Below are 21209 nucleotides of genomic sequence, written 5' to 3' on the forward strand. Positions count from 1 at the left end.
TCCGACTAGACCCGATCAAGCGGGTGCGTCTCTATTCAGATATTCGGGGGACGGTTGAGGGTCGGCAGTTCGCCAAGGGTCGTCCGGTCGTCGATGAACTGCCGGATCGAGGTTACGACAGGTCCGCCGACGTCCTGGCCTTCACAAATAATGCCGAGCCCGCCACAGAAATCCTTGCAGCACTCTTGCTTGACGGGCTTCGATACGCCATCGGCGTCACCGCTGGCCTCGCCTTGGGAGTGATCATGGACAGCCATCTTCGTCATGTCATGGCCATCGTGATGCTGCATGGCATCGGTTTCTGACACGGCCGCTGCCATTTCGGGGAACGAGGAGCCATGCATGGCGGCGCTGGCGTTCGACAGCGAGTACCCCGCCAGTGATATGATCATCACCAGCCGCATCATCACGAGCAGCCTGCTCATTGCGATTCGGTACATCTTGCCCATGCCCCTCGAACTACATGCAAAGCAGCTCGATTTCAATTGCAACTCACCTGTCGTCAATGTTCGAGTCCTTTATGTGGCACGAACATCATCCCGTTCACGATCCCTGTGTTCGCCGCCAAGACCGGCCGCTATGTTGTGCTGACGCTGGCCACCCTAGAAATTCTCGGCTGACCGCTTCCGGCGCGAGAACACCATGCGGTCGACCGTCTCGTCGCGGGCGACCAGCGTGTGCAAGGCCGCCGCGGCGAAGTGCAGCGCGACCATCGCCAAGATAATCTTCGACCCGATCACGTGATACGGCGCGATGGCGAACGAGAGATAGCTCGCGACGAACCCCATGCAGGCCTGTCCGATGATTGCGGCGTAGAAGCCGTAGTGAAGCGCCTTCGCGGCTCGCTCGGCCCATGAATTCGGCCCGTTGGTTTCGGGCGGTTGAAGGAGACGAAGAACTAGCCGCACGCCCATCAGCAGGCCGATCACCATTCCCGCATAGTTGTGAAGCTGGTGCTGGACGACGTCCCAATAGGACGGTGTGAGACCCATGTGGACGGCGTGGTGGGTTCTCTCGATGCTGCCGCCGGTCAGATACTGAACCGGCACCATGAAGGCGACGAGCCAGTGGAGTCCTATCTGGGCGAGCGAGTAGCCACTCTTCATCGATCAATCCTCTCCGAGCGAGAGGCGCAGACTAACCGGCGGCAGTTAATGCTTTCTCATCGCTCGGTTGCAAAATCGCCGATTGGAAGCTGGGAATGCGCCCGCCGCCTGACGGGCGCGCATCCGCCCTCTTGCTGCCCAGATAAAGACGGATATCCGGTCACGGCATCGGATATCCGTGCAGCATCATGGTCACCAAATCCAGACGGCTTCGTCGATGAGATTAACAGCTGACATCAGCAAACTCGGACTGTTTGCCTTCATGGCGGCGGTCCTGATGACGGCGGCCATGGTTTCCGCCGAGGAGGACATCGTCGCCATTCGGCAAGCGGACATGAAAGCTATGGCCGCAGCGGCAAAGACGATCTCCGGCATGTTCAAGGATTCGACGACCTACAAGGCCAGCGAGTTTCAATGGGCGGCCGACACCATCCGCGACAAGTCTGGAGGCGTTCTCTCTGCACATTTCGCGTCCGCGACCGATAGTCGGCAGTCGAAGGCCGGACCGAACATTCTTAATGAGCGCGACCGGTTCGACCGCATCGCCAACGACCTGCGCGACTACGCCGTCGCGCTGGATGCCGCCGCGCAGAAGAACCCTGGGCCGATGACCGCCAGCATGCGCATGAAGCCCGGAGAGGCCATGGGCGGCGGTCCTTTCGGCACTCACGTCCGCAACGAGCACGAGCTGTCGGCGATGCCGGCGGAACACGCGTTCCACCTCATGCTGCAGACCTGCGCGACCTGCCACACCCGGTTCAGGATGGAATGACGGCGGCCACTCGCGGGACGCGTCTACTCGCAACACGCCCGAATACTGATTGAGGACAGATCGGCTTCCCGGCAGCGGTCGATCCCTAGTCGTAGCGACTCGACAAAGAAAAGCCCGCGCCGAAGCGCGAGCCTAATTCATATCAGAGCAGCTTTAGTGGCTGTTCTTGTGGCTTTGTTGACCAGCCTTTACATACTGTTCTTGGCTGCCGCCGCGGGTTCCGCTGGACTGCGCGTCGCGGCCGGCTGAGGCGTTGCGGGCATTCGAGTCGTTCTTGTGACTCTGCTGCCCAACCTTGACGTGCTGTTCATGGGATCCACCTTGGTTTGCCATTCGGTTCTCCTTGGTTGTTGAACGAGGCCACGTCGACCTCGATGGGAAATCTCGCTCCGGCGCATGCGTTCCGCATTTTAATATTTCGTGATCTCCGCTCGAAAAGAACCGGATAAGGAAGCGAACCGGGCGGGTAGGGAGCTCGCCTGCCATTGCGTTGGCCACCGGGAGAAAGCGGAAAAATCCCGATGTTCTCCAGCACCGCCGCGTCCGCTTGGCGCGGCCCGCAACCTCGATCAAAAAAATGCGCATGTCGACGAAAAGGTTCCAGGAAAACAACCGCATCCATCCATGCCGGAAGCCTCAATGCGGCTTGCGGGCTCTTTCCAAATCGACGGGTCGCTCTAGCTTAAAGGGTACCTGACGAAAAGGAGAAAACCATGACCGACGCACCGAATACGGCGACCCCGGCGCGGAGAGTGTTGCGTGGCCGCCCCTACAGCATCGGCGAATTTGCCAGGAAATATCGGCTCGACGACAAGGAGGCAAAGCGCCTCTACGAGAAGTTCGGCCCGTCCGCCACCGAACTCGACCTGTTGATGGCGGCAAAGCGGCGCCCACCGGGCCTGCCGACTAATCTCGACGCCTGACGCGCGCCATGGGGATCCGAACCGGAAGCTGCCTTTGCGGGGCGGTCGCCTACAGGGTGGAAGGCGAGCCGCTTCGCACCGGCCTCTGCCACTGCGCCGATTGCCGCAAATCGAGCGGCTCCGCCTTCGTCTTCTTTGCGGTCTGGCCGCGCCAGGCTTTTTCCCACAGCGGCGAGATCGCCACCTTCGCTGGTCGCAGCTTCTGCCCCGTCTGCGGCGGCAGGCTTTTCTGCCTCAGGGAAGATGAGGCGGAACTCCGTCTGGGGTCCCTAGACACTCCACCGACCGACCTTGCGCCTAGCTATGAGGTCTGGATCAAGCGGCGTGAACCGTGGTTGCATCCGTTGCCCGGCGCGGCCCAATTTGCCGAGGATGCGAACTGACCGGCGCTAAAGCGCGTCGCGATCGAGATCGCTTGCCACGCTTTAGATCTTTGATTTTCCGCATGTCGTGATCGCAAAACCGCTGCACAGTTTTGCGCGACATGCTCAGTCGCACCGAAACTTGACTTTCCTTACCAATATTTCATTTCACCCATCTGCAATTCCGTGCCAGTTCGGCGGCAGTGCTAATCGCCGGTTCATCTGCGTTGTGATTATTTTGCCGCAGAGGCCGCAAGCGGCCACTGACTGATTGAGGACGACATGAACAAAATCGTAAGCGGCAGCGAAACCGGAGCAAAGACAGGCGCAGCGTCCGATCTCGCCGCAGTCCTTGCGGCATCGGGACGGCAGGGCAAGCGCAGCCGCTGGCGCGGACGCCTGATCATCCTGCTGATCCTCATCGCTGCTGCCGCAGTCGCCGTTTATTTCTACATGGGTCGTGGGCAAAGCGAATTGAGCTATGACACCCAGCCAGCAAAACGCGGCGACCTGACGGTGCTGGTCACTGCCACCGGCTCCGTCCAGCCGACCGAGCAGGTGGATATATCGAGCGAGCTTTCCGGCACGGTTCGCGACGTCAACGTCGATTACAACAGCACGGTCAAATCAGGCGAAGTGCTCGCTCTCCTCGATACCAATAAGCTCGAGGCGGATGTGAAGAGTTCGCGCGCCAAGCTCAATTCGGCCAAGGCGAACGTCGTCAAGGCCAATGCCGATATGCAATCGGCAGGCACCTCGCTCGAGCGGTTGAAGAGCCTGGTCAGGAGCAACGTCTCCACCCAGCAGAGCCTCGACGACGCCAGCTACAAATATGATTCCGCCGTCGCCGCCAAACAGATCAATGAGGCCGAGGTCCTTGCCTCGGAGGCCGACCTGCAGCTTGCCGAAGTCAATCTCGCCAAGGCGAAGATCATCTCGCCGATCGACGGCGTCATCCTCACCCGCTCCGTCAATCCGGGCGCCACGGTCGCAGCCTCGCTTTCGGCGCCGATCCTTTTCACCATTGCCGGCGACCTGAAGAAGATGGAGTTGCAGGTCGATGTCGACGAGGCCGATGTCGGCCAGATCGCTGTCGGCCAGAAGGCGAAATTCACAGTCGACGCCTATCCCGACCGGAGCTTTCCCGCCGAGATCGAGCAGATCCGCTTCGCCTCCGAAGTGGTCAACAATGTCGTGACCTATAAGGCAGTTCTATCCGTGGACAATGCCGATCTGCTGCTGCGCCCCGGCATGACGGCGACGGCCGACGTCACCGTCGAGGCCGTCAAGGATACGCTGATGGTGCCGAACGCCGCGCTGCGTTACGCCCCGGCGCAGGCCGAAAGGCGCGGCCGCGGCATTTTCGGCATCTTCGGCCCGCCACGCCAGCGCAACAACAATGCCGGCCCGGCGCTGAAGGGCGCTGAGCGCCGTGTCTGGGTGCTGCGCAACGGTCGCCCGGCGCCTGTTGTCATCCAGGTCGGCTCATCCGACGGCCAGTTCACCCAGGTCGTCTCCGGCGACATCAAGGAAAACGACGCACTGGTGACCGACGCCACGACGCGTGCGAACTAGGCGGAGAGACGGATGGCAAGCCCGCCGCTCATCGAATTCAGACAGGTCTCGAAAATCTACGGCGAGGGCGAGGCGGCGATCCGCGCGCTCGACCACGTCGACCTTGCGATCAACGCCCATGAATTCGTCGCGATCATGGGGCCGTCTGGCTCCGGCAAGTCGACGGCGATGAATATTCTCGGCTGCCTCGACGTGCCGAGCGCCGGCGACTACATCTTCGAAGGCATTCCGACCAGCGGCTTCGACCGCAGCCAGCTGACGCTGCTGCGCCGCCACATGCTCGGCTTCGTCTTCCAGGGCTTCAACCTCCTGTCGCGCACCTCGGCCGTCGAAAATGTCGAGCTGCCGTTGATCTATCGCGGCATGGCGGTGCGCGAGCGGCGCGAGCGGGCCCGCGAAGCCCTGGCGCTGGTCGGTCTCACCGGGCGCGAACATCACAAGACACTGGAACTGTCAGGCGGCCAGCAGCAGCGAGTCGCTATCGCTCGCGCCATCGTTACCGAGCCGGCGCTGCTCCTCGCCGATGAGCCCACAGGCAATCTCGACACCAGGACCAGCGTCGAGATCATGGATCTGATGACGCGGCTGAACCGCGAGCAGGGCATCACCATCGTCATGGTCACCCATGAGCCCGATATCGCCGCCTATGCCCAGCGGCTGCTGCGTTTCGTCGACGGCAAGCTGGAGACTGAGGTCGAGCACCGGAGGAGGGCGGATCATGTTCTTTGAGACGCTGAAGCTGGCGCTGCGGGCCATCAGCCGCAACATGCTGCGCTCGTTCCTGACCGTGCTTGGTGTCGTCATCGGCGTTGCCGCCGTCATCGCGCTGGTGACGATCGGCAACGGCACGACTGCACAGGTCTCGACCGAGCTGTCGCGGCTCGGCACCAACATGCTGTTCGTCCGCCCCGGCCAGTTCGGCCCCGGCCGGGCGAGCTCCGAGGCCAAGCGCTTCAGCGTCAAGGACGTCGCGGCTATCCGCGACCAGATCGGCGGCCTCAGGGCCGTGGCGCCGCTCAACCAGTCCACAGCGACCGTCATTTTCGGCGGCCAGAACCATTCGACCAGCGTCTCCGGTACCACGAATGACTATTTCATCGCACAGGACTGGAATCTGGCGCTCGGCCGCAATTTCCTGCCCGCCGAGGAACGCGGCCAGGCGCGCTGCATCATCGGCGAAACGGTGCGCTCGCAGCTCTTCGGCAGCGCCGACCCTACAGGCCAGCAGATCCGCGTCGGCAAGGTCTCATGCCCCGTCATCGGCGTGCTTGCCAAGCGCGGCCAGTCCGGCATGGGCAACGACCAGGACGATGTCGTCATCATGCCGGTCAAGGTGTTTCAGCGGCGCATCAGCGGCAACAGCAACGTGCCGCAGATCATCATCTCGGCGCGCGACGGCGTCTCCACAGCCAAGGTGCAGTCCGATGTCGAAAATCTCCTGCGCGAGCGCCGCAAGATCGTGCCCGGCCGCCAGGACGATTTCAACGTCAACGACATGACGCAGATCGCCGAGGCGATGACCGGCACGACGACGCTGCTGACCGGCCTGCTCGGCGCCGTCGCCGCGATCAGCCTGCTCGTCGGCGGCATCGGCATCATGAACATCATGCTGGTCTCCGTCACCGAGCGCACCCGCGAAATCGGCATCCGCCTGGCGATCGGCGCGCTCGAAAACCAGGTGCTCACCCAGTTCCTGGTCGAAGCGGTGGCGCTGTCGCTGTTCGGCGGCATCACCGGCATCGTGCTCGGCTTGAGCCTAGGCTTCGGCGCCGTGACGCTCCTGAAAGTGCCCTTCGTCTTCAGTCCGCTGATGGTCGCCGTCGCCTTCCTGTTCTCCGCGGCGATCGGCATGATCTTCGGCTATTTCCCGGCGAGAAGGGCAGCGCAGTTGAACCCCATCGAGGCGCTGCGGCACGAGTGAAAGGGCCGTGGCAAAACGCGTGATGTCCCTCTACTCCTGTTAATCGAACGCAAGCGCTATCGGGAGGGCGCCATCATGCCGCTCAACAGACTGGTGATCTACGCTGGGAACGTCGAGGAAACGGCGCGGTTTTATGAGAAGCACTTCGGTTTCAAGGCGACCAGCCAGCCTGGCGACAGGATCGTTGAACTCATCGCTCAGGACGGTGGTGCGAATATCATGTTGCACCAGGCCGCCAAGGGGCAGCGGAGCGGTCAATCTATCGTCAAGCTGGTCTTCGACGTAGAGGATGTCGAGGCTTTTTGCAGGCGATGCGCGGAGAATGGGCTGGAGTTCGGTCCGATCCATAAAGCTGACGGTTATTTGTTCGCCAATGCAAAAGACCCGTGTCAAAATTCGATCTCGGTTTCCAGCCGGGCGTTCCGCAAGCGGTGATCTGCCGGCCTGATGAAGCAGCCGACGCGAAATGCCTCTGTAGATCGGGGCGGGTGAGCCTTCACAGCGCAGACGTCAATGCCTCGCCGGTTTTCAGCAGCCTCGCCTTGTTATCTATCTGTCTCTATTCTGATATTCAGTGCCGCCTTGTCTTCGGTTTTCGACCGTGCGACAATGTGATATATCAGATTTGGCGACGGAGCTCCGTATTGCAGACTTCACAAAGCCATCTTGCCTATCTCGCGCTGGAGCATCTGATCGTGACGCTGGCGCTGAAGCCCGGTGCACTCGTCACCGAAAAGCAGCTGATCGATATGGCGGGCCACGGGCGTACGCCGGTGCGCGAGGCGATCCAGAAGCTTGCCTGGCAGGGGTTGATCCTGGTCAAGCCGCGCGTCGGGCTGCAGGTGGCCGAAATCGCACCTGACGATCACGGCAACGTCATGCAGGTGCGCCGCGAGTTGGAGCCGATCGCGGCAAGCCTGGTCGCCGAACATGCCAGCGACGAGCAGCGCGCGCGCCTCATCGACTGCGCCCGCGCGATGGAGGAATGCGCCGTCACCGGCGATCTCGCCGGCTTCTTCGCCGCCGACAAGGCTTTCGACGAAATCCTTGAGGATGCCTGCCCGAACGGCTTCATCACGGCAGCACTCGGCCCGGTGCAGACACATTCACGTCGCCTCTGGTACTCCAAGGCAAGCCCGGAGCGCATGGATCGCGCCATCGCGCTGCACGTCGCCGTCATTCGCGCCATCCATCAGGGCAGGCCGGATGAGGCGCGCGCCGCCATGGCGGTGCTGATCGATTACCTCAGCCAGACATAGAAACGGCTCCGTTTCCGGAGCCGTTGTCAGATCTGATTGTCGGAAAACGTCAGCCGACGAAAGCGCGCTCGATGACGAATTCGGCGGGCTTGCTGTTGGCGCCTTCATCGAGGCCGGCCTTCTCAAGCAGTTCCTTGGTATCCTTCAGCATGGCCGAGGAACCGCAGATCATGCCGCGGTCGATTTCCGGATCGAGCGGCGGCACGCCGAGATCGGTGAAAAGCTTGCCGGAGGAGATCAGGTCGGTGATGCGGCCGCGATATTCGAAATCCTCGCGCGTGACTGTGGGATAGTGGCGCAGCTTGTCGCCGACGACTTCCTTCAGCAGCTCGTCATTCTGGATCTCGTGCACGAGGTCGAAGCCATATTTCAGCTCGGCGACATCACGTGTCGTATGGGTGAGGATGACTTCCTCGAACTTCTCATAGGTCTCGGGATCGCGGATCAGGCTGGCGAAAGGCGCAATGCCGGTTCCCGTCGAGAACATGTAGAGACGACGGCCGGGCGTCAGCGCATCGAGCACCAGCGTGCCCGTCGGCTTCTTGCGCATCAGCACCTGGTCGCCCGGCTTGATCGCCTGCAGATGTGAGGTGAGCGGACCGTCCGGCACCTTGATCGAGAAGAATTCAAGCTCCTCGGCCCAGGCGGGGCTGGCGATCGAATAGGCGCGGAAGACCGGTTTGCCCTCGACCATCAGGCCGATCATCGCGAATTCGCCGGAACGGAAACGGAAGCCCTGCGGCCGGGTCATCGTGAAGCGGAAGAGCCGGTCGGTATAGTGCGTGACATCGAGCACCGTCTCGGCATAGACGCCGGCGGGGATGGACAAGGCGAAGTCTTCGGTCTTTGCAGGCGCGTTCATTTCGGTAGCGGATCCCGTTTCGTCGGATGAACAGTCGGATGCGAGCGAGATATTACAAATCGGGCCGGAATTAAAGGCATTCCATTCCACGCGACGCTTCTAAAGGGAAATATGCATGTCATTGTCAGGATTCAATGGCTGGCGGGAAAGTCGTATTTCCCGCTGGCGAAGCCCGGCAAAGGATGCATATTAGAGCAGCACGCCGGAAATGGATGCCGGTTTTCGGCAAAAACGGTGCGACAACAAAGACCTACGGCGTCGAACCCGATTCAGCAACAGGGTTCGGCGATAGTGGCGAAAAAAAGATGCTTGCCGGGGCGAGCGCGATAGGGCGGTCGGGGGAATATGAAGATTTTCAACTACAAGCGTGTTCCTTATGCGGAGATGCGCGCCTTTTCCGTCCATATCCTGACGGCATCCGGCTCCTTCCTTGCCTTTCTCGGCGTCGTTGCCGCCGCCGAACACCGCTTCATCGACATGTTCTGGTGGCTGGGACTTGCCCTTCTCGTCGACGGCATAGACGGGCCGATCGCCCGCAAGGTGCGCGTCAAGGAAGTGCTGCCGAACTGGTCGGGCGATACGCTCGACAATATCATCGATTACGTCACCTATGTGCTTCTGCCGGCCTTCGCGCTCTATCAGAGCGGCATGATAGGCGAGCCCTGGTCGTTCGTCGCCGCCGGCATGATCGTCGTCTCCAGCGCCATCTACTATGCCGATATGGGCATGAAGACGGACGAGTATTTCTTCTCCGGCTTCCCCGTCGTCTGGAACATGATCGTCTTCACGCTGTTCGTCATCGATGCGAGCGCCACGACGGCGCTCACCGTTGTCATCGTCTCGGTGGTGCTGACCTTCCTGCCGATCAATTTCCTCCACCCGGTTCGGGTCAAAAGGCTGCGCCCGCTCAATCTCGGCGTCTTTTTGCTGTGGTCGGCGCTCGGGATTTTTTCGCTGCTGATGCATTTCGACACGCCCGAATGGGCGCTCATTCTCTTTATCGTGACCGGAATCTATCTTTACGTCATCGGCGCAGTGCTGCAATTCTTCCCCGCTCTTGGACGCGAAGCTTAGGATAGGCAGATGACCAAAACGCAGGCGGTTTCATTTTCGAGGACGGGCGGGCCAGAGGTTTTCGACTATGTCGAGATCGATCTTCCGCCACCCTCGGCGGGCGAAGTGCAGATCAGGCAGGCGGCGGTCGGGCTCAATTTCATCGACGTCTATTTCCGCAACGGCACCTACAAGACCCCGCATTTGCCCTTCGTCACCGGCAAGGAGGGCGCCGGCACCGTGACAGCGGTCGGCACCGGCGTCGAGGATTTCAAGGTCGGCGACCGCGTCGCCTATGCCGGCGCCGACGGCGCCTATAGCGCCGAACGCAATATCGAGACGCGGCACCTGGTGCTTGTGCCTGACGGCATAGAGCTCGAAACGGCAGCGGCGATGATGCTGAAGGGCATGACCGCCGAATATCTCTTGAACCGCACCTTCAAGGTCGGCCCACAGACGGTCCTGCTGTTTCACGCCGCTGCCGGCGGCGTCGGCCTGATCGCCGGCCAATGGGCAAAGGCGCTCGGCGCCACCGTCATCGGCACGGCGGGCTCTGAAGACAAGATCGAGCTGGCGCTCGCCCATGGCTACGACAATGTGATCAACTACAAGAGCGAAGATTTCGTCGGCCGTGTCCGCGAAATCACCGGCGGCAAGGGCGTCGATGTCGTCTACGATTCGATCGGCCGCGATACTTTTCCACAGTCACTTGACTGCCTGAAGCCGCGCGGCCTTTTTGCCTCCTTCGGCCAATCCTCCGGGCCGATCGAGAATTTCACCCTTGCGGCACTGGCGCAGAAGGGATCGCTCTTTGCGACGCGGCCAACGCTCTTCACCTACATCGCCGCGCGCCAGGAACTGATCGACAGTGCGAAAGCGCTATTTGATATTGTGCAAAGCAACAAAGTGCGTATCAATATCAATCAAACCTATCCGTTACGTGAGGTTGGGCAGGCTCACGCGGATCTGGAAACAAGAAAAACAACAGGAACGACGCTGCTGATTCCATGAGATCCGAACGGACCGGTTGGCAGAAGAAATGAGGGGAACGTGTCGCCATTGAATGTGCCGGATTCCGGTGCGTTATTATCGGTTCAGAAGCTGACGAAGTTCTTCGGTGGCTTTGCAGCCTGCAATGAAATCGATCTCGATATCGCGCCGGGCGAAATTCATGCGCTTCTCGGCGAAAACGGTGCAGGCAAATCCACCCTGGTGAAGATGCTATTCGGCGTTCTCGAGCCGACGGGCGGGCATATCCTCTGGCAGGGCCAGCCGGTCGCGATCGCCTCGCCAGGGGAGGCCCGCAAGCTCGGCATCGGCATGGTCTTCCAGCATTTCTCGCTGTTCGAGGCGCTGACGGTGGCCGAAAACATCGCCCTGTCGCTCGATGACGCTATCCCGATCGACAAAATCGCCGAGGAGGCAAGGGCGCTGTCCATCGCCTACGGCCTGCCGCTCGATCCGCATGCCCATGTCGCCGATCTCTCGGTCGGCGAACGCCAGCGCATCGAGATCGTCCGCGCACTGCTGCAGAACCCGAAACTCATCATCCTCGACGAGCCGACCTCGGTGCTGACGCCGCAGGAGGCCGACAAGCTGTTCGAGACGCTGTTCAAGCTGCGCGCCGAGGGGCGTTCGGTTCTTTATATCAGCCACCGTCTGGAGGAAGTGCAGCGCATCTGCGATCGCGCCACTGTGCTGCGCCATGGCCGTGTGACCGGCGCCTGCGATCCCAAGCATGAAACGCCGGCCTCGCTCGCCCGCATGATGGTCGGCAGCGAGGTGGCGACCGTGACGCATCCGGAGCGTAGCGACAAGGGCGAGGTGCAGCTTGCCGTTGCCAACCTTTCCGTCGCAGCCCGCACACCCTTCGCCATGCCGCTGCGCGATGTGTCGATGGCGGTGCGCTCGGGCGAGATCCTCGCCATCGCCGGTGTCGCGGGCAATGGGCAGAGTGAACTCTTCGACGCTCTGTCCGGCGAATATCCGGTTGCTTCGGCCGAGGCGATCGTCATCCGCAAAAAGCACGTGGGCAATCAGGGCATTACCGCTCGCCGTCTTCTCGGCGCCGGCTTCGTCCCGGAGGAGCGCCACGGCCATGCCGCCGTCTCCGCCATGAAACTGTCCGACAATCTCGTCCTTGCCCGCAGCCAGTCGGACCGCAAGGCGTTCCTGGGCCTGCTCGGCATCATCCGCCACGCGGCAGTGAAATCTGCCGCAAGGCGCATTTCCGAGGCGATGGATGTCCGCAAGAGCGGCGATGACCCGGCTGCCGGCTCCTTGTCAGGCGGCAACCTCCAGAAGTTCATCGTCGGCCGCGAGCTCGACCGGCAGCCCGCAGTACTCGTCGTCAACCAGCCGACCTGGGGCGTCGATGCCGGGGCTGCAAGCCGCATTCGCCAGGCGCTCGTCGATCTCGCAAGAGCTGGTTCGGCTGTCGTCGTCATCAGCCAGGATCTAGACGAGATCTTCGAAGTGGCGACCGATATTGCCGTCATCTGCGAAGGCCGTCTTTCCCGCCCGTTTCCGGCAGGCGAACTGACGCGGGAAAGGATCGGACTGCTGATGGGCGGCCTGCACGAGAGCAGCTCTCGCCCGGAGGCGCCCCATGCGCATTGAACTTGAAAAACGGCCCGACGTCTCGAAGCTCTTCGCCTTCGTCTCGCCGCTGCTTGCCCTTGTCCTGACGCTGGTGTTCGGCGCCATCATGTTCGCCATGCTCGGCAAGGACCCGGTCGAGGCACTCGACGCCTTCTTCATCGAGCCGCTGCTCGAGGTCTGGTCGCTGCACGAGCTGGCGATCAAAGCCGCGCCCCTGATCCTGATCGCCGTCGGCCTGGCCGTCTGTTATCGCTCGAACAATTGGAATATCGGCGCCGAAGGCCAGTTCACCATCGGCGCCATCACCGGCTCCTATCTGCCGATCGTCTTCTACGACTGGCATTCGCCGCTCGTGCTGCCGCTGATGCTAGTTCTTGGTGCGCTCGGCGGTGCGCTCTTCGCCGCCATTCCGGCGCTGCTGAAGGCGCATTTCAATACCAACGAGATCCTGACGTCGTTAATGCTGGTCTATATCGCCCAGCTCTTCCTTGACTGGCTGATCCGCGGCGCCTGGCGCGATCCAAAGGGCTTCAACTTTCCAGTCTCGCGCGATTTCGCACCGGAAGCGGTGCTGCCGGCGATCTGGGAGGAATCGGGCCGAGCCCATTGGGCCTTCATCTTCGCCATTGTCGCCGCAATCGGCGTCTGGTTCATGCTGCGCTATACGCTGAAAGGCTTCGAGATCGTCGTGCTCGGCCAATCGGAACGGGCAGGGCGCTTTGCCGGTTTCTCCTCCAAGAAGATGATCTGGTTCAGCTTTCTCTTTTCCGGCGCGCTTGCCGGGCTTGCCGGCATCAGCGAGGTTTCCGGCTCGATCGGCCATTTGCAGCCGGCGATCTCGCCGGGCTACGGCTTCACCGCCATCATCGTCGCCTTCCTCGGCCGCCTCAATCCGCTCGGCATCATCGCATCCGGCCTGGTGCTGGCGTTGACCTATCTCGGCGGCGAGGCAGCACAGCTTTCGCTCGGCGTTTCCGACAAGGTCACCCGCGTCTTCCAGGGTCTGCTGCTCTTCTTCGTGCTCTCCTGTGATACGCTGATCTATTACAAAATCCGCATTGTCTGGTCGCGGCTAAGGGGCAGGGCGGCATGAGCATCTTCGAAGCCATTCTGCTGACGGTCATCACCGCCTCCACACCGCTCGTCATCGCCGCACTCGGTGAACTGGTGACCGAGCGTTCTGGCGTTCTCAATCTCGGTGTCGAAGGCATGATGATCATGGGTGCGGTCGGCGCCTTTGCTGCGGCACAGCTCACCGGTTCGGCCTATATCGGCATTGTCGGGGGCATCGTCAGCGGTGCGCTGTTTTCCTGGCTCTTCGCCTTCCTGACGTTGACGCTCGTCGCCAATCAGGTGGCAACAGGCCTTGCGCTGACGATCCTCGGCCTCGGCGCTTCCGGCATGCTCGGCGAAGCCTTCGTCGGCGCCCCCGGCATCCGGCTGCTGCCGATCGAAATCCCGGTGCTTTCAGCCATTCCCTATATCGGAACGGTCCTCTTCAAGCAGGATCTGATCTTCTACCTGTCGATCCTGCTCGTCATCGCCGTCAACTGGTTCCTGTTCAGGAGCCGCACCGGCCTGAAGATCCGCGCCATCGGCGATAATCACGCCTCCGCACATGCGCTCGGCATCGACGTCATCCGCATGCGCTACCTCGCCGTGATGTTCGGCGGCGCCTGCTCGGGCCTTGCCGGCGCGCAGCTATCGCTGATCTATACGCCGCAATGGACCGAGAACATGTCGGGCGGGCGCGGCTGGATCGCACTCGCGCTTGTGGTCTTCTCCTCCTGGCGGCCGTGGCGTCTGCTGGCCGGTGGTTATCTCTTCGGCGCGGTGACGATCCTTCAGTTGCATGCGCAAGCCTTCGGTATCGGCATTCCCTCGCAGTTCCTATCGATGCTGCCCTACGCGGCGACGGTTGTGGTCCTCATCATCATCTCGCATAATCGACGCACGACGTTGATCAATACGCCGGCATCGCTCGGCAAGGCCTTTGTGCCCGACCGGTGAGCAACAACAAAAAGACGGGTTTCGAAACTTCCAACCAACAGGGATCAAAATGAAAAAACTAGCACTTGCTCTCGCAGCAACCGCTGCCCTCGTCCTGAGCATCGGCTCGGCCGCCGAGGCCGCCGACAAGACCAAGGTCTGCTTCGTCTATGTCGGCACCCGCACCGACGGCGGCTGGACGCAGGCCCATGAGAACGGCCGCCTCCAGGTCGAGAAGGAATTCGGCGACAAGATCGAGACGCCCTATCTCGAAAGCGTCCCGGAAGGCCCGGATGCTGAACGCGCCATTGAGCGCATGGCCCGCTCCGGCTGCTCGCTGATCTTCACCACGTCTTTCGGCTACATGGACGCCACCGTTGCCGTCGCCAAGAAGTTCCCGAAGGTGAAGTTCGAGCATGCGACCGGTTTCAAGGCCGCCGACAACGTCGCGACTTACAATTCGCGCTTCTATGAAGGTCGCTATATCAGCGGCATCATCGCCGGCAAGCTCTCGAAAACCGGTACGGCAGGCTATATCGCCACCTTCCCGATCCCTGAGGTGGTGATGGGCATCAATGCCTTCGAAGCCGGTGCCAAGTCGGTCAACCCGAACTTCAAGATGAAGGTCATCTGGGTCAATACCTGGTTCGATCCGGGCAAGGAAGCTGACGCCGCCAAGGCGCTGATCGACCAGGGCGTCGATATCCTCGCCCAGCACACCGACACCACGGCTCCGATGCAGGTCGCCGAACAACGCGGCGTCAAGGCATTCGGCCAAGCTTCGGACATGATCAAGGCCGGCCCGAACGTCCAGTTGACTGCGATCATCGACACCTGGGGCAATTACTACTCCAAGCGCGTCAAGGCGCTTCTCGACGGCACCTGGAAGTCCGAGCAGAGCTGGGACGGCCTGAAGGACGGCATCTTGACGATGGCGCCTTATACCAACATGCCCGACGATGTGAAGAAACTCGCCTCGGAAACCGAAGCCAAGATCAAATCAGGCGAGCTGCATCCCTTTACCGGCCCGATCAACAAGCAGGACGGCACGCCCTGGCTGAAGGCCGGCGAGAAGGCCGATGACGGCACTTTGCTCGGCATGAACTTCTACATCGAAGGCGTCGACGACAAGCTGCCGGGCAAATAATCCCGCAAGCTGTCTCGCAGATGCGAAGAGCGCCCCTGTGGGCGCTCTTTTTTTGCTGCAATGCATCCCAAGATTCCGATTTACAAAAGTAATACTATATGATTTTTTGACCCTGCGCCGCGAGATGCGGCATTGGGAGGAAATCATGAAATTGAAGACTGCACTTTTGAGTGCCACGATTCTGGCTGCCTGCATGTTCGGTTCTGCTTCGGCCGCCGGCCTCACTGTCGGCTTCTCGCAGATCGGCTCGGAATCGGGCTGGCGTGCGGCTGAAACGACTGTGACCAAGGAGCAGGCCAAGAAGCGCGGCATCGATCTGAAGTTTGCCGATGCGCAGCAGAAGCAGGAAAACCAGATCAAGGCTTTGCGCTCCTTCATTGCTCAGGGCGTCGATGCCATTCTCATTGCTCCGGTCGTCGAAACCGGCTGGGACGACGTTCTCAAGGAAGCCAAGGAAGCCAAGATTCCGGTCATCCTTCTCGACCGTACCATCAAGGCTCCCGACGATCTCTACCTGACGGCGGTGACGTCAGACCTGGTCCATGAAGGCAAGGTCGCAGGCGACTTCTTGGTCAAGACCGTCGGCGACAAGAAGTGCAATGTCGTCGAGCTTCAGGGCACCACCGGCTCGTCGCCGGCCATCGCCCGCAAGAAGGGCTTCGAAGAGGCGCTTGCCGGCCACGACAACCTCAAGATCGTTCGCAGCCAGACCGGTGACTTCACCCGCACCAAGGGCAAGGAAGTCATGGAAAGCTTCCTGAAGGCCGAGAATGGCGGCAAGGATATCTGCGCTCTCTACGCCCATAACGACGACATGGCCGTCGGCGCCATCCAGGCGATCAAGGAAGCCGGCCTGAAGCCCGGCAAGGATATCCTCGTCGTCTCCATCGACGCCGTGCCCGATATCTTCAAGGCGATGTCCGAAGGCGAGGCCAATGCCACGGTCGAGCTGACACCGAATATGGCAGGTCCGGCCTTCGATGCGCTCGAAGCCTATCTGAAGGACAAGAAGGCTCCGGCCAAGTGGATCCAGACTGAGTCGAAGCTCTACACGCCTGCCGACGAACCGATGAAGGTCTACGAAGAGAAGAAGGGTCAGGGCTACTGATCTGATGTGACACCGCTGCATAATTCCTTAAATCGGAACTCGATTTCGGGATAAAATCATGCAGCAATTCAAAGCGCTACAGCGTCCTTATGCGTCTCGAAAGACACAGGCGGCGCTGTAGAACCGCACCGGCCCGTCATGGACCGGTGCGGAACTGCCTTTGCCGCCTTGGGACGTCATGTCCGGCCGCGGCGCGGCTTTTGCCGTCAATATCAGGAAAACAGACCCTTATGATTCACGATTTCGAGAACGTTCTCGCGGCCTCCGGAATATCGAAATTCTTTCCCGGCGCAGTGGCGCTGGATAAGGTCGATTTCACGCTCCGCAGAGGCGAGGTGCACGCATTGCTGGGCGAAAACGGTGCCGGCAAGTCGACGCTGATCAAGTGCATCACCGGCGCCTATCATCGCGACGAGGGCAGCCTGACGCTGGACGGCCAGGAAATCAATCCGGCCAATACGCTCGCCGCCCAGAAGCTCGGTATCGGCACGGTCTATCAGGAGGTCAATCTCCTTTCCAATCTGAGCGTCGCCGAAAACCTCTTTCTCGGACGCCAGCCAAGGCGGTTCGGCATGACCGACGTGCGTTCGATGAACCGCAAGGCACGCGATCTGCTCGCCGGCTATGGCGTCGATATCGACGTCACCGCCGAACTTGGCCGTTTCTCCGTCGCCGTCCAGCAGGTGGTTGCCATCGCCCGTGCCGTTGATCTTTCAGGCAAGGTGCTGATCCTCGATGAGCCCACAGCAAGTCTCGACAATCAGGAGGTGGCGCTGCTCTTCCGCATCATCGAAGACCTCAAGAAGCGCGGCCTGGGCATCGTCTTCATCACCCATTTTCTCGAGCAGGTCTATGCGATCAGCGACCGCATTACCGTGCTGCGCAACGGCAAGCTCGTCGGTACCCGCGAGGTCGCCGATCTGCCGCGCCAGGGCCTGATCGCCATGATGCTCGGTCGCGAACTGGCGCATGTCGAGGAGACGGTCAAGCAACACAGCCTCGCGGCAGGCGAGGTCCGATATCGTTTCGCAGGCTACGGCAAACGCGGCAAGGTCAAACCATTCGACCTTGAGGTGCGCGCCGGAGAGGTGGTCGGTGTTGCCGGCTTGCTCGGCTCCGGCCGCACCGAAACCGCCGAACTGCTTTTCGGCATCGAGCATGCCGACAGCGGCAGCGCCACGATCGACGGCCAGCCGGTCACGCTTTCGAGTCCGCGCACCGCGATCGCAAAGGGTTTCGGCTTCTGCCCCGAGGACCGCAAAACCGATGGCATCATCGGCGACCTGTCGATCAGGGAGAACATCGCACTTGCGCTGCAGGCTCGCCGCGGCTGGACGCGGCCGCTCTCGCGCGCCGAACAGAATACGCTTGCCGACCGCTACATCAAGGCGCTCGATATCCGCACCACCGATCGCGAGAAGCCTATCCGGCTGCTCTCCGGCGGCAATCAGCAGAAGGCGATCCTCGCCCGCTGGCTGGCGACCAATCCCAAGTTTCTGATCCTCGACGAGCCGACCCGCGGCATCGATGTCGGCGCCCATGCCGAGATCATCCGGCTCATCGAAGAGCTCTGTGCCGGCGGCATGTCGCTGATCGTGATTTCCTCGGAACTTGAAGAGCTTGTCGCCTATAGTTCACGTGTCATCGTACTTCGCGACAGACAGCATATCGCTGAACTGACAGGCGAGCGTATCACCGCTGCCGGCATCGTCGAAGCCATTGCCGCCGCCGAACACAAGATGGAGGATGCATGAGGTCCTCCGTGAAAGCGCTGGCATATCGCCTGGCGCCGCAATTGATTGCGCTCGTTGTCATTCTTTTGTTGAATTTCATCACGTCACCGCAGTTTTTTAATGTCGTTGTTCAGAATGGCCGGCTCTATGGCAGCCTGATCGATGTGCTGAACCGCGGCGCGCCGGTGGCGCTGCTGGCGATCGGCATGACGCTGATCATTGCCACCAAGGGCATCGACCTGTCCGTCGGTGCGGTCATCGCGATCTGCGGCGCCGTCGCCGCATCGTCGATTGTTTCAGGAAATTCAGTTGCCTACACCATTATCCTGACACTTGCGATTGGGCTTGCCTGCGGCGTCTGGAACGGGTTCCTGGTGGCAGTCCTCAACATCCAGCCGATCATCGCCACGCTGGTGCTAATGGTGGCCGGCCGCGGCATCGCCCAGCTGATCACCGAAGGCGCCATCCTGACCTTCAACGATGACGGGCTGACCTTCTTCGGCAGCGGTTCGCTGCTGCTCCTGCCGATGCCTGTCGTCATCTGGCTTCTCGTCGGCCTGCTCGTCATCCTGCTCGTTCGCCGCACGGCGCTCGGCATGCTGATCGAGGCCGTCGGCATAAATCGCCGCGCCAGCACGCTCTCCGGCATTCAAACGCCGGTGCTGCTGATGGCGGTCTATATGCTGAGCGGGATTTGCGCCTCGATTGCGGGCATCATCGTTGCAGCCGACATCAAGGGCGCCGATGCCAACAATGCCGGCCTATGGCTGGAACTCGACGCGATCCTGGCCGTCGTCGTCGGCGGCAATTCGCTGCTCGGCGGTCGCTTCAGCATTCTCGGATCGCTGATCGGCGCGATGATCATTCAGGCGGTGAATACCGGCATCCTGTCCGCCGGCTTCCCGCCTGAATTCAACCTGATCATCAAGGCCGTCATCATTATCGTCATCCTCGTCATCCAGTCGCCGGCGGTGCAATCGCTCGCCATCTTCGCCAGCCGCCGGCAGGGCGGAAGGGAGCAGCCGAAATGAACTCAAAATACCTGCCGCTGCTTGCGACCATCGTCATCTTCGTGCTCGCCTATGCCGGATGCGCGCTGCAATATCCGAACATTCTGTCGACGCGCGTCATCGGCAATCTTTTGACCGACAACGCCTTTCTCGGCATCGCCGCCGTCGGCATGACCTTCGTCATCATTTCGGGCGGCATCGATCTGTCGATCGGCTCGGTCATCGCCTTTACGGGCGTGTTCCTCGCGGTGATCCTGCAGAAAACCGCGATCCATCCGCTGCTCGCCTTTGCGATCGTGCTCGTCATCACGACTGCCTTTGGCGGTATCATGGGCGCGATCATCCACTATCTGGAAATGCCGGCCTTCATCGTCACGCTTGCCGGCATGTTCCTGGCACGCGGCATGGCCTTCGTGCTCTCGATCGACAGCATTCCGATCGATCACGAATATTATTCGACGCTGACGAGCCTCTATTACCGTCTCCCCGGCGGCGGGCGGCTGACGCTGATCGGCGGCATCATGCTTCTGGTCTTTGCGGTCGGCATCTTCATCGCCCAGCGCACCCGCTTCGGCACCAACGTCTATGCACTCGGCGGCGGCACGCAGACGGCGCGGCTGATGGGCGTGCCGGTCGGACGCACGACAATCCAGATCTATGCGCTGTCGGGCTTTCTTGCAGGCCTATCCGGGATCGTTTTTTCGCTGTACACCTCTGCCGGATATTCTCTTGCAGCAGTCGGCGTCGAACTCGATGCCATCGCGGCGGTGGTCATTGGAGGGACGCTGCTGACCGGAGGAGCGGGATTCGTGGCGGGAACCTTGATCGGTATCCTGATCCAGGGGCTCATTCAGACTTACATCACCTTCGACGGTACGCTGTCGAGCTGGTGGACCAAGATCCTGATTGGCCTTCTGCTATTTGCATTCATCCTGATGCAGAAAGCCATCCTGTTCGTTTCCAGTCTGAACAAGAGGTACGCCTGAGGGGGAGACGGATCGCTTGCGCTACAAATTGGACGAGACACGCAAGACGGGGCGCAGAACCCGGACGAGCCACGCCCAGGTCGTCGACGAACTCGGCAAGGCGATCGTCGCCGGCACCTATCCCGTTGGCTCGATCCTGCCAGGTGACACGGAACTGGCGCAGCGTTTCAAAGTGTCCCGCACCGTCTTGCGTGAGACGATGAAGACGCTTGCCGCCAAGGGCATGGTCGTCGCTAAGGCGCGGGTCGGCACGCGTGTGACCGAGAAGAACCTCTGGAACATGTTCGACAGCGAGATCATTGCCTGGCACTTCGATAATGGTGTGACCGAAGAGTTTCTGCTGCAGCTCTACGATATTCGACTCGCCTTCGAACCCTTCGCCGCTGGTCTCGTCGCCGAGCGGGCGAATGCCGAGGATATCGAGATGCTGCGTGGGCTGGCGCTCGAGATGGCCGCGGCCGGTCATACGGCCGACAGCCTCGCACTCGCCGACCTTCGTTTTCACCTCGCGATCGCCGAAGCCTCGCACAATCCCTTCATGCGGACGCTCGGCAGCCTCATCGAAGCGGCTCTCGTCGGCATGTTCCGCATAAGCACGCCGCCAACCGAAAACGGCTTCGCCAATATCGCCGACACCCATATGCGCATCGTCGATGCGATCGTTTCCGGCGATAACGCCGCCGCGCGCCGCGCGATGGAGGACGTCATCCTGGATGGCCGCGTTCATGTGCACGAAGCCTTCGTGGCCCGCGGTTCCGACGCCGTCACGGGGCCGATTTCGGCCGCGATTTCACCTTTGTGA

General features: G+C 61.1%; 23 protein-coding genes. 19 read left to right on the top strand and 4 right to left on the bottom strand.

What is annotated here, in order from left to right; translation table 11 throughout:
• Positions 1-35 precede the first annotated feature (35 nt).
• Both ACD590_RS09500 and ACD590_RS09505 read right to left on the bottom strand, forming a co-directional pair.
• Positions 36-449: a hypothetical protein gene (locus tag ACD590_RS09500; RefSeq protein WP_245506135.1), complete on the bottom strand. Its 414-nt coding sequence runs from the start codon at positions 447-449 to the stop codon at positions 36-38.
• A 153-nt stretch (positions 450-602) separates the two neighbouring features.
• Entirely contained in the window at positions 603-1106 is a 504-nt protein-coding gene (locus ACD590_RS09505) for a cytochrome b (RefSeq protein ID WP_018241976.1), read from the bottom strand.
• A 217-nt stretch (positions 1107-1323) separates the two neighbouring features.
• Between ACD590_RS09505 and ACD590_RS09510 the strand changes: the two genes are divergently transcribed.
• Positions 1324-1878 (top strand): cytochrome c, encoded by a 555-nt coding sequence (locus ACD590_RS09510; RefSeq protein WP_020572877.1) that lies wholly within the window; start codon positions 1324-1326, stop codon positions 1876-1878.
• Between the two features lie 153 nt (positions 1879-2031).
• Here ACD590_RS09510 and ACD590_RS09515 read toward each other — a convergent pair whose 3' ends face one another.
• Positions 2032-2211, bottom strand: a complete 180-nt coding sequence (locus ACD590_RS09515) for a hypothetical protein (protein ID WP_439002477.1) — start codon at positions 2209-2211, stop codon at positions 2032-2034.
• A gap of 380 nt (positions 2212-2591) precedes the next feature.
• On the opposite strand from ACD590_RS09515, the gene ACD590_RS09520 reads away from it, so the two are divergent.
• From ACD590_RS09520 to ACD590_RS09550, 7 genes are all read left to right on the top strand, one after another.
• Positions 2592-2801: a hypothetical protein gene (locus ACD590_RS09520; protein WP_018241980.1), complete on the top strand. Its 210-nt coding sequence runs from the start codon at positions 2592-2594 to the stop codon at positions 2799-2801.
• 8 nt (positions 2802-2809) lie between these two features.
• On the top strand, positions 2810-3184 hold the full coding sequence (locus ACD590_RS09525; protein WP_018241981.1) for a GFA family protein: 375 nt from the start codon (positions 2810-2812) through the stop codon (positions 3182-3184).
• Between the two features lie 261 nt (positions 3185-3445).
• Positions 3446-4738, top strand: coding sequence for an efflux RND transporter periplasmic adaptor subunit (locus tag ACD590_RS09530; protein ID WP_018241982.1), 1293 nt, complete (start codon positions 3446-3448; stop codon positions 4736-4738).
• A gap of 12 nt (positions 4739-4750) precedes the next feature.
• Positions 4751-5467 (top strand): ABC transporter ATP-binding protein, encoded by a 717-nt coding sequence (locus tag ACD590_RS09535; protein ID WP_439002478.1) that lies wholly within the window; start codon positions 4751-4753, stop codon positions 5465-5467.
• A complete protein-coding gene (locus ACD590_RS09540) occupies positions 5457-6659 on the top strand; it encodes an ABC transporter permease (RefSeq protein WP_003559312.1) in 1203 nt (400 codons plus the stop codon). Before ACD590_RS09535 ends, ACD590_RS09540 begins: the two co-directional genes overlap by 11 nt.
• 75 nt (positions 6660-6734) lie before the next feature.
• On the top strand, positions 6735-7094 hold the full coding sequence (locus ACD590_RS09545; RefSeq protein ID WP_439002479.1) for a VOC family protein: 360 nt from the start codon (positions 6735-6737) through the stop codon (positions 7092-7094).
• Between the two features lie 209 nt (positions 7095-7303).
• Positions 7304-7918, top strand: coding sequence for a GntR family transcriptional regulator (locus tag ACD590_RS09550; protein ID WP_439002480.1), 615 nt, complete (start codon positions 7304-7306; stop codon positions 7916-7918).
• A 49-nt stretch (positions 7919-7967) separates the two neighbouring features.
• On the opposite strand, the gene ACD590_RS09555 is transcribed toward ACD590_RS09550, so the two are convergent.
• The gene (locus tag ACD590_RS09555) at positions 7968-8780 is read right to left on the bottom strand and encodes a ferredoxin--NADP reductase (protein WP_018241987.1); all 813 of its coding nucleotides are present in this window, start codon (positions 8778-8780) and stop codon (positions 7968-7970) included.
• Positions 8781-9125: 345 nt separating this feature from the next.
• Between ACD590_RS09555 and pcsA the strand changes: the two genes are divergently transcribed.
• The 11 genes from pcsA to ACD590_RS09610 all read left to right on the top strand — a co-directional run bounded on the left by pcsA (position 9126) and on the right by ACD590_RS09610 (position 21209).
• Positions 9126-9854 carry a phosphatidylcholine synthase gene (gene pcsA, locus ACD590_RS09560; RefSeq protein WP_439002481.1) on the top strand — a complete coding sequence of 243 codons (729 nt, stop codon included), beginning with the start codon at positions 9126-9128 and terminating at the stop codon, positions 9852-9854.
• Between the two features lie 9 nt (positions 9855-9863).
• Positions 9864-10844, top strand: a complete 981-nt coding sequence (locus ACD590_RS09565; protein ID WP_439002482.1) for a quinone oxidoreductase family protein — start codon at positions 9864-9866, stop codon at positions 10842-10844.
• Between the two features lie 39 nt (positions 10845-10883).
• Complete coding sequence (locus tag ACD590_RS09570; RefSeq protein WP_439002483.1) at positions 10884-12452, top strand: ABC transporter ATP-binding protein; 1569 nt, start codon at positions 10884-10886, stop codon at positions 12450-12452.
• On the top strand, positions 12442-13527 hold the full coding sequence (locus ACD590_RS09575) for an ABC transporter permease (RefSeq protein ID WP_183620410.1): 1086 nt from the start codon (positions 12442-12444) through the stop codon (positions 13525-13527). Before ACD590_RS09570 ends, ACD590_RS09575 begins: the two co-directional genes overlap by 11 nt.
• Positions 13524-14444, top strand: a complete 921-nt coding sequence (locus ACD590_RS09580) for an ABC transporter permease (protein WP_439002484.1) — start codon at positions 13524-13526, stop codon at positions 14442-14444. Before ACD590_RS09575 ends, ACD590_RS09580 begins: the two co-directional genes overlap by 4 nt.
• A gap of 49 nt (positions 14445-14493) precedes the next feature.
• The gene (locus ACD590_RS09585; RefSeq protein ID WP_018241992.1) at positions 14494-15570 is read left to right on the top strand and encodes a BMP family ABC transporter substrate-binding protein; all 1077 of its coding nucleotides are present in this window, start codon (positions 14494-14496) and stop codon (positions 15568-15570) included.
• Positions 15571-15715: 145 nt separating this feature from the next.
• Complete coding sequence (gene ytfQ / locus ACD590_RS09590) at positions 15716-16678, top strand: galactofuranose ABC transporter, galactofuranose-binding protein YtfQ (RefSeq protein ID WP_003559333.1); 963 nt, start codon at positions 15716-15718, stop codon at positions 16676-16678.
• Between the two features lie 230 nt (positions 16679-16908).
• On the top strand, positions 16909-18432 hold the full coding sequence (gene ytfR, locus ACD590_RS09595; RefSeq protein ID WP_439002485.1) for a galactofuranose ABC transporter, ATP-binding protein YtfR: 1524 nt from the start codon (positions 16909-16911) through the stop codon (positions 18430-18432).
• Positions 18429-19442 carry an ABC transporter permease gene (locus tag ACD590_RS09600; RefSeq protein ID WP_439002486.1) on the top strand — a complete coding sequence of 338 codons (1014 nt, stop codon included), beginning with the start codon at positions 18429-18431 and terminating at the stop codon, positions 19440-19442. Before ytfR ends, ACD590_RS09600 begins: the two co-directional genes overlap by 4 nt.
• On the top strand, positions 19439-20407 hold the full coding sequence (yjfF, locus tag ACD590_RS09605) for a galactofuranose ABC transporter, permease protein YjfF (protein ID WP_065277512.1): 969 nt from the start codon (positions 19439-19441) through the stop codon (positions 20405-20407). The genes ACD590_RS09600 and yjfF overlap by 4 nt, the downstream gene beginning before the upstream one ends.
• Before the next feature lie 16 nt (positions 20408-20423).
• On the top strand, positions 20424-21209 hold the full coding sequence (locus ACD590_RS09610) for a FadR/GntR family transcriptional regulator (RefSeq protein WP_018241996.1): 786 nt from the start codon (positions 20424-20426) through the stop codon (positions 21207-21209).

The organism is Rhizobium sp. 862_C5_N1_2 (genome assembly GCF_051811205.1).
In the GTDB taxonomy this organism is placed as follows: Bacteria; Pseudomonadota; Alphaproteobacteria; order Rhizobiales; family Rhizobiaceae; genus Rhizobium; species Rhizobium leguminosarum.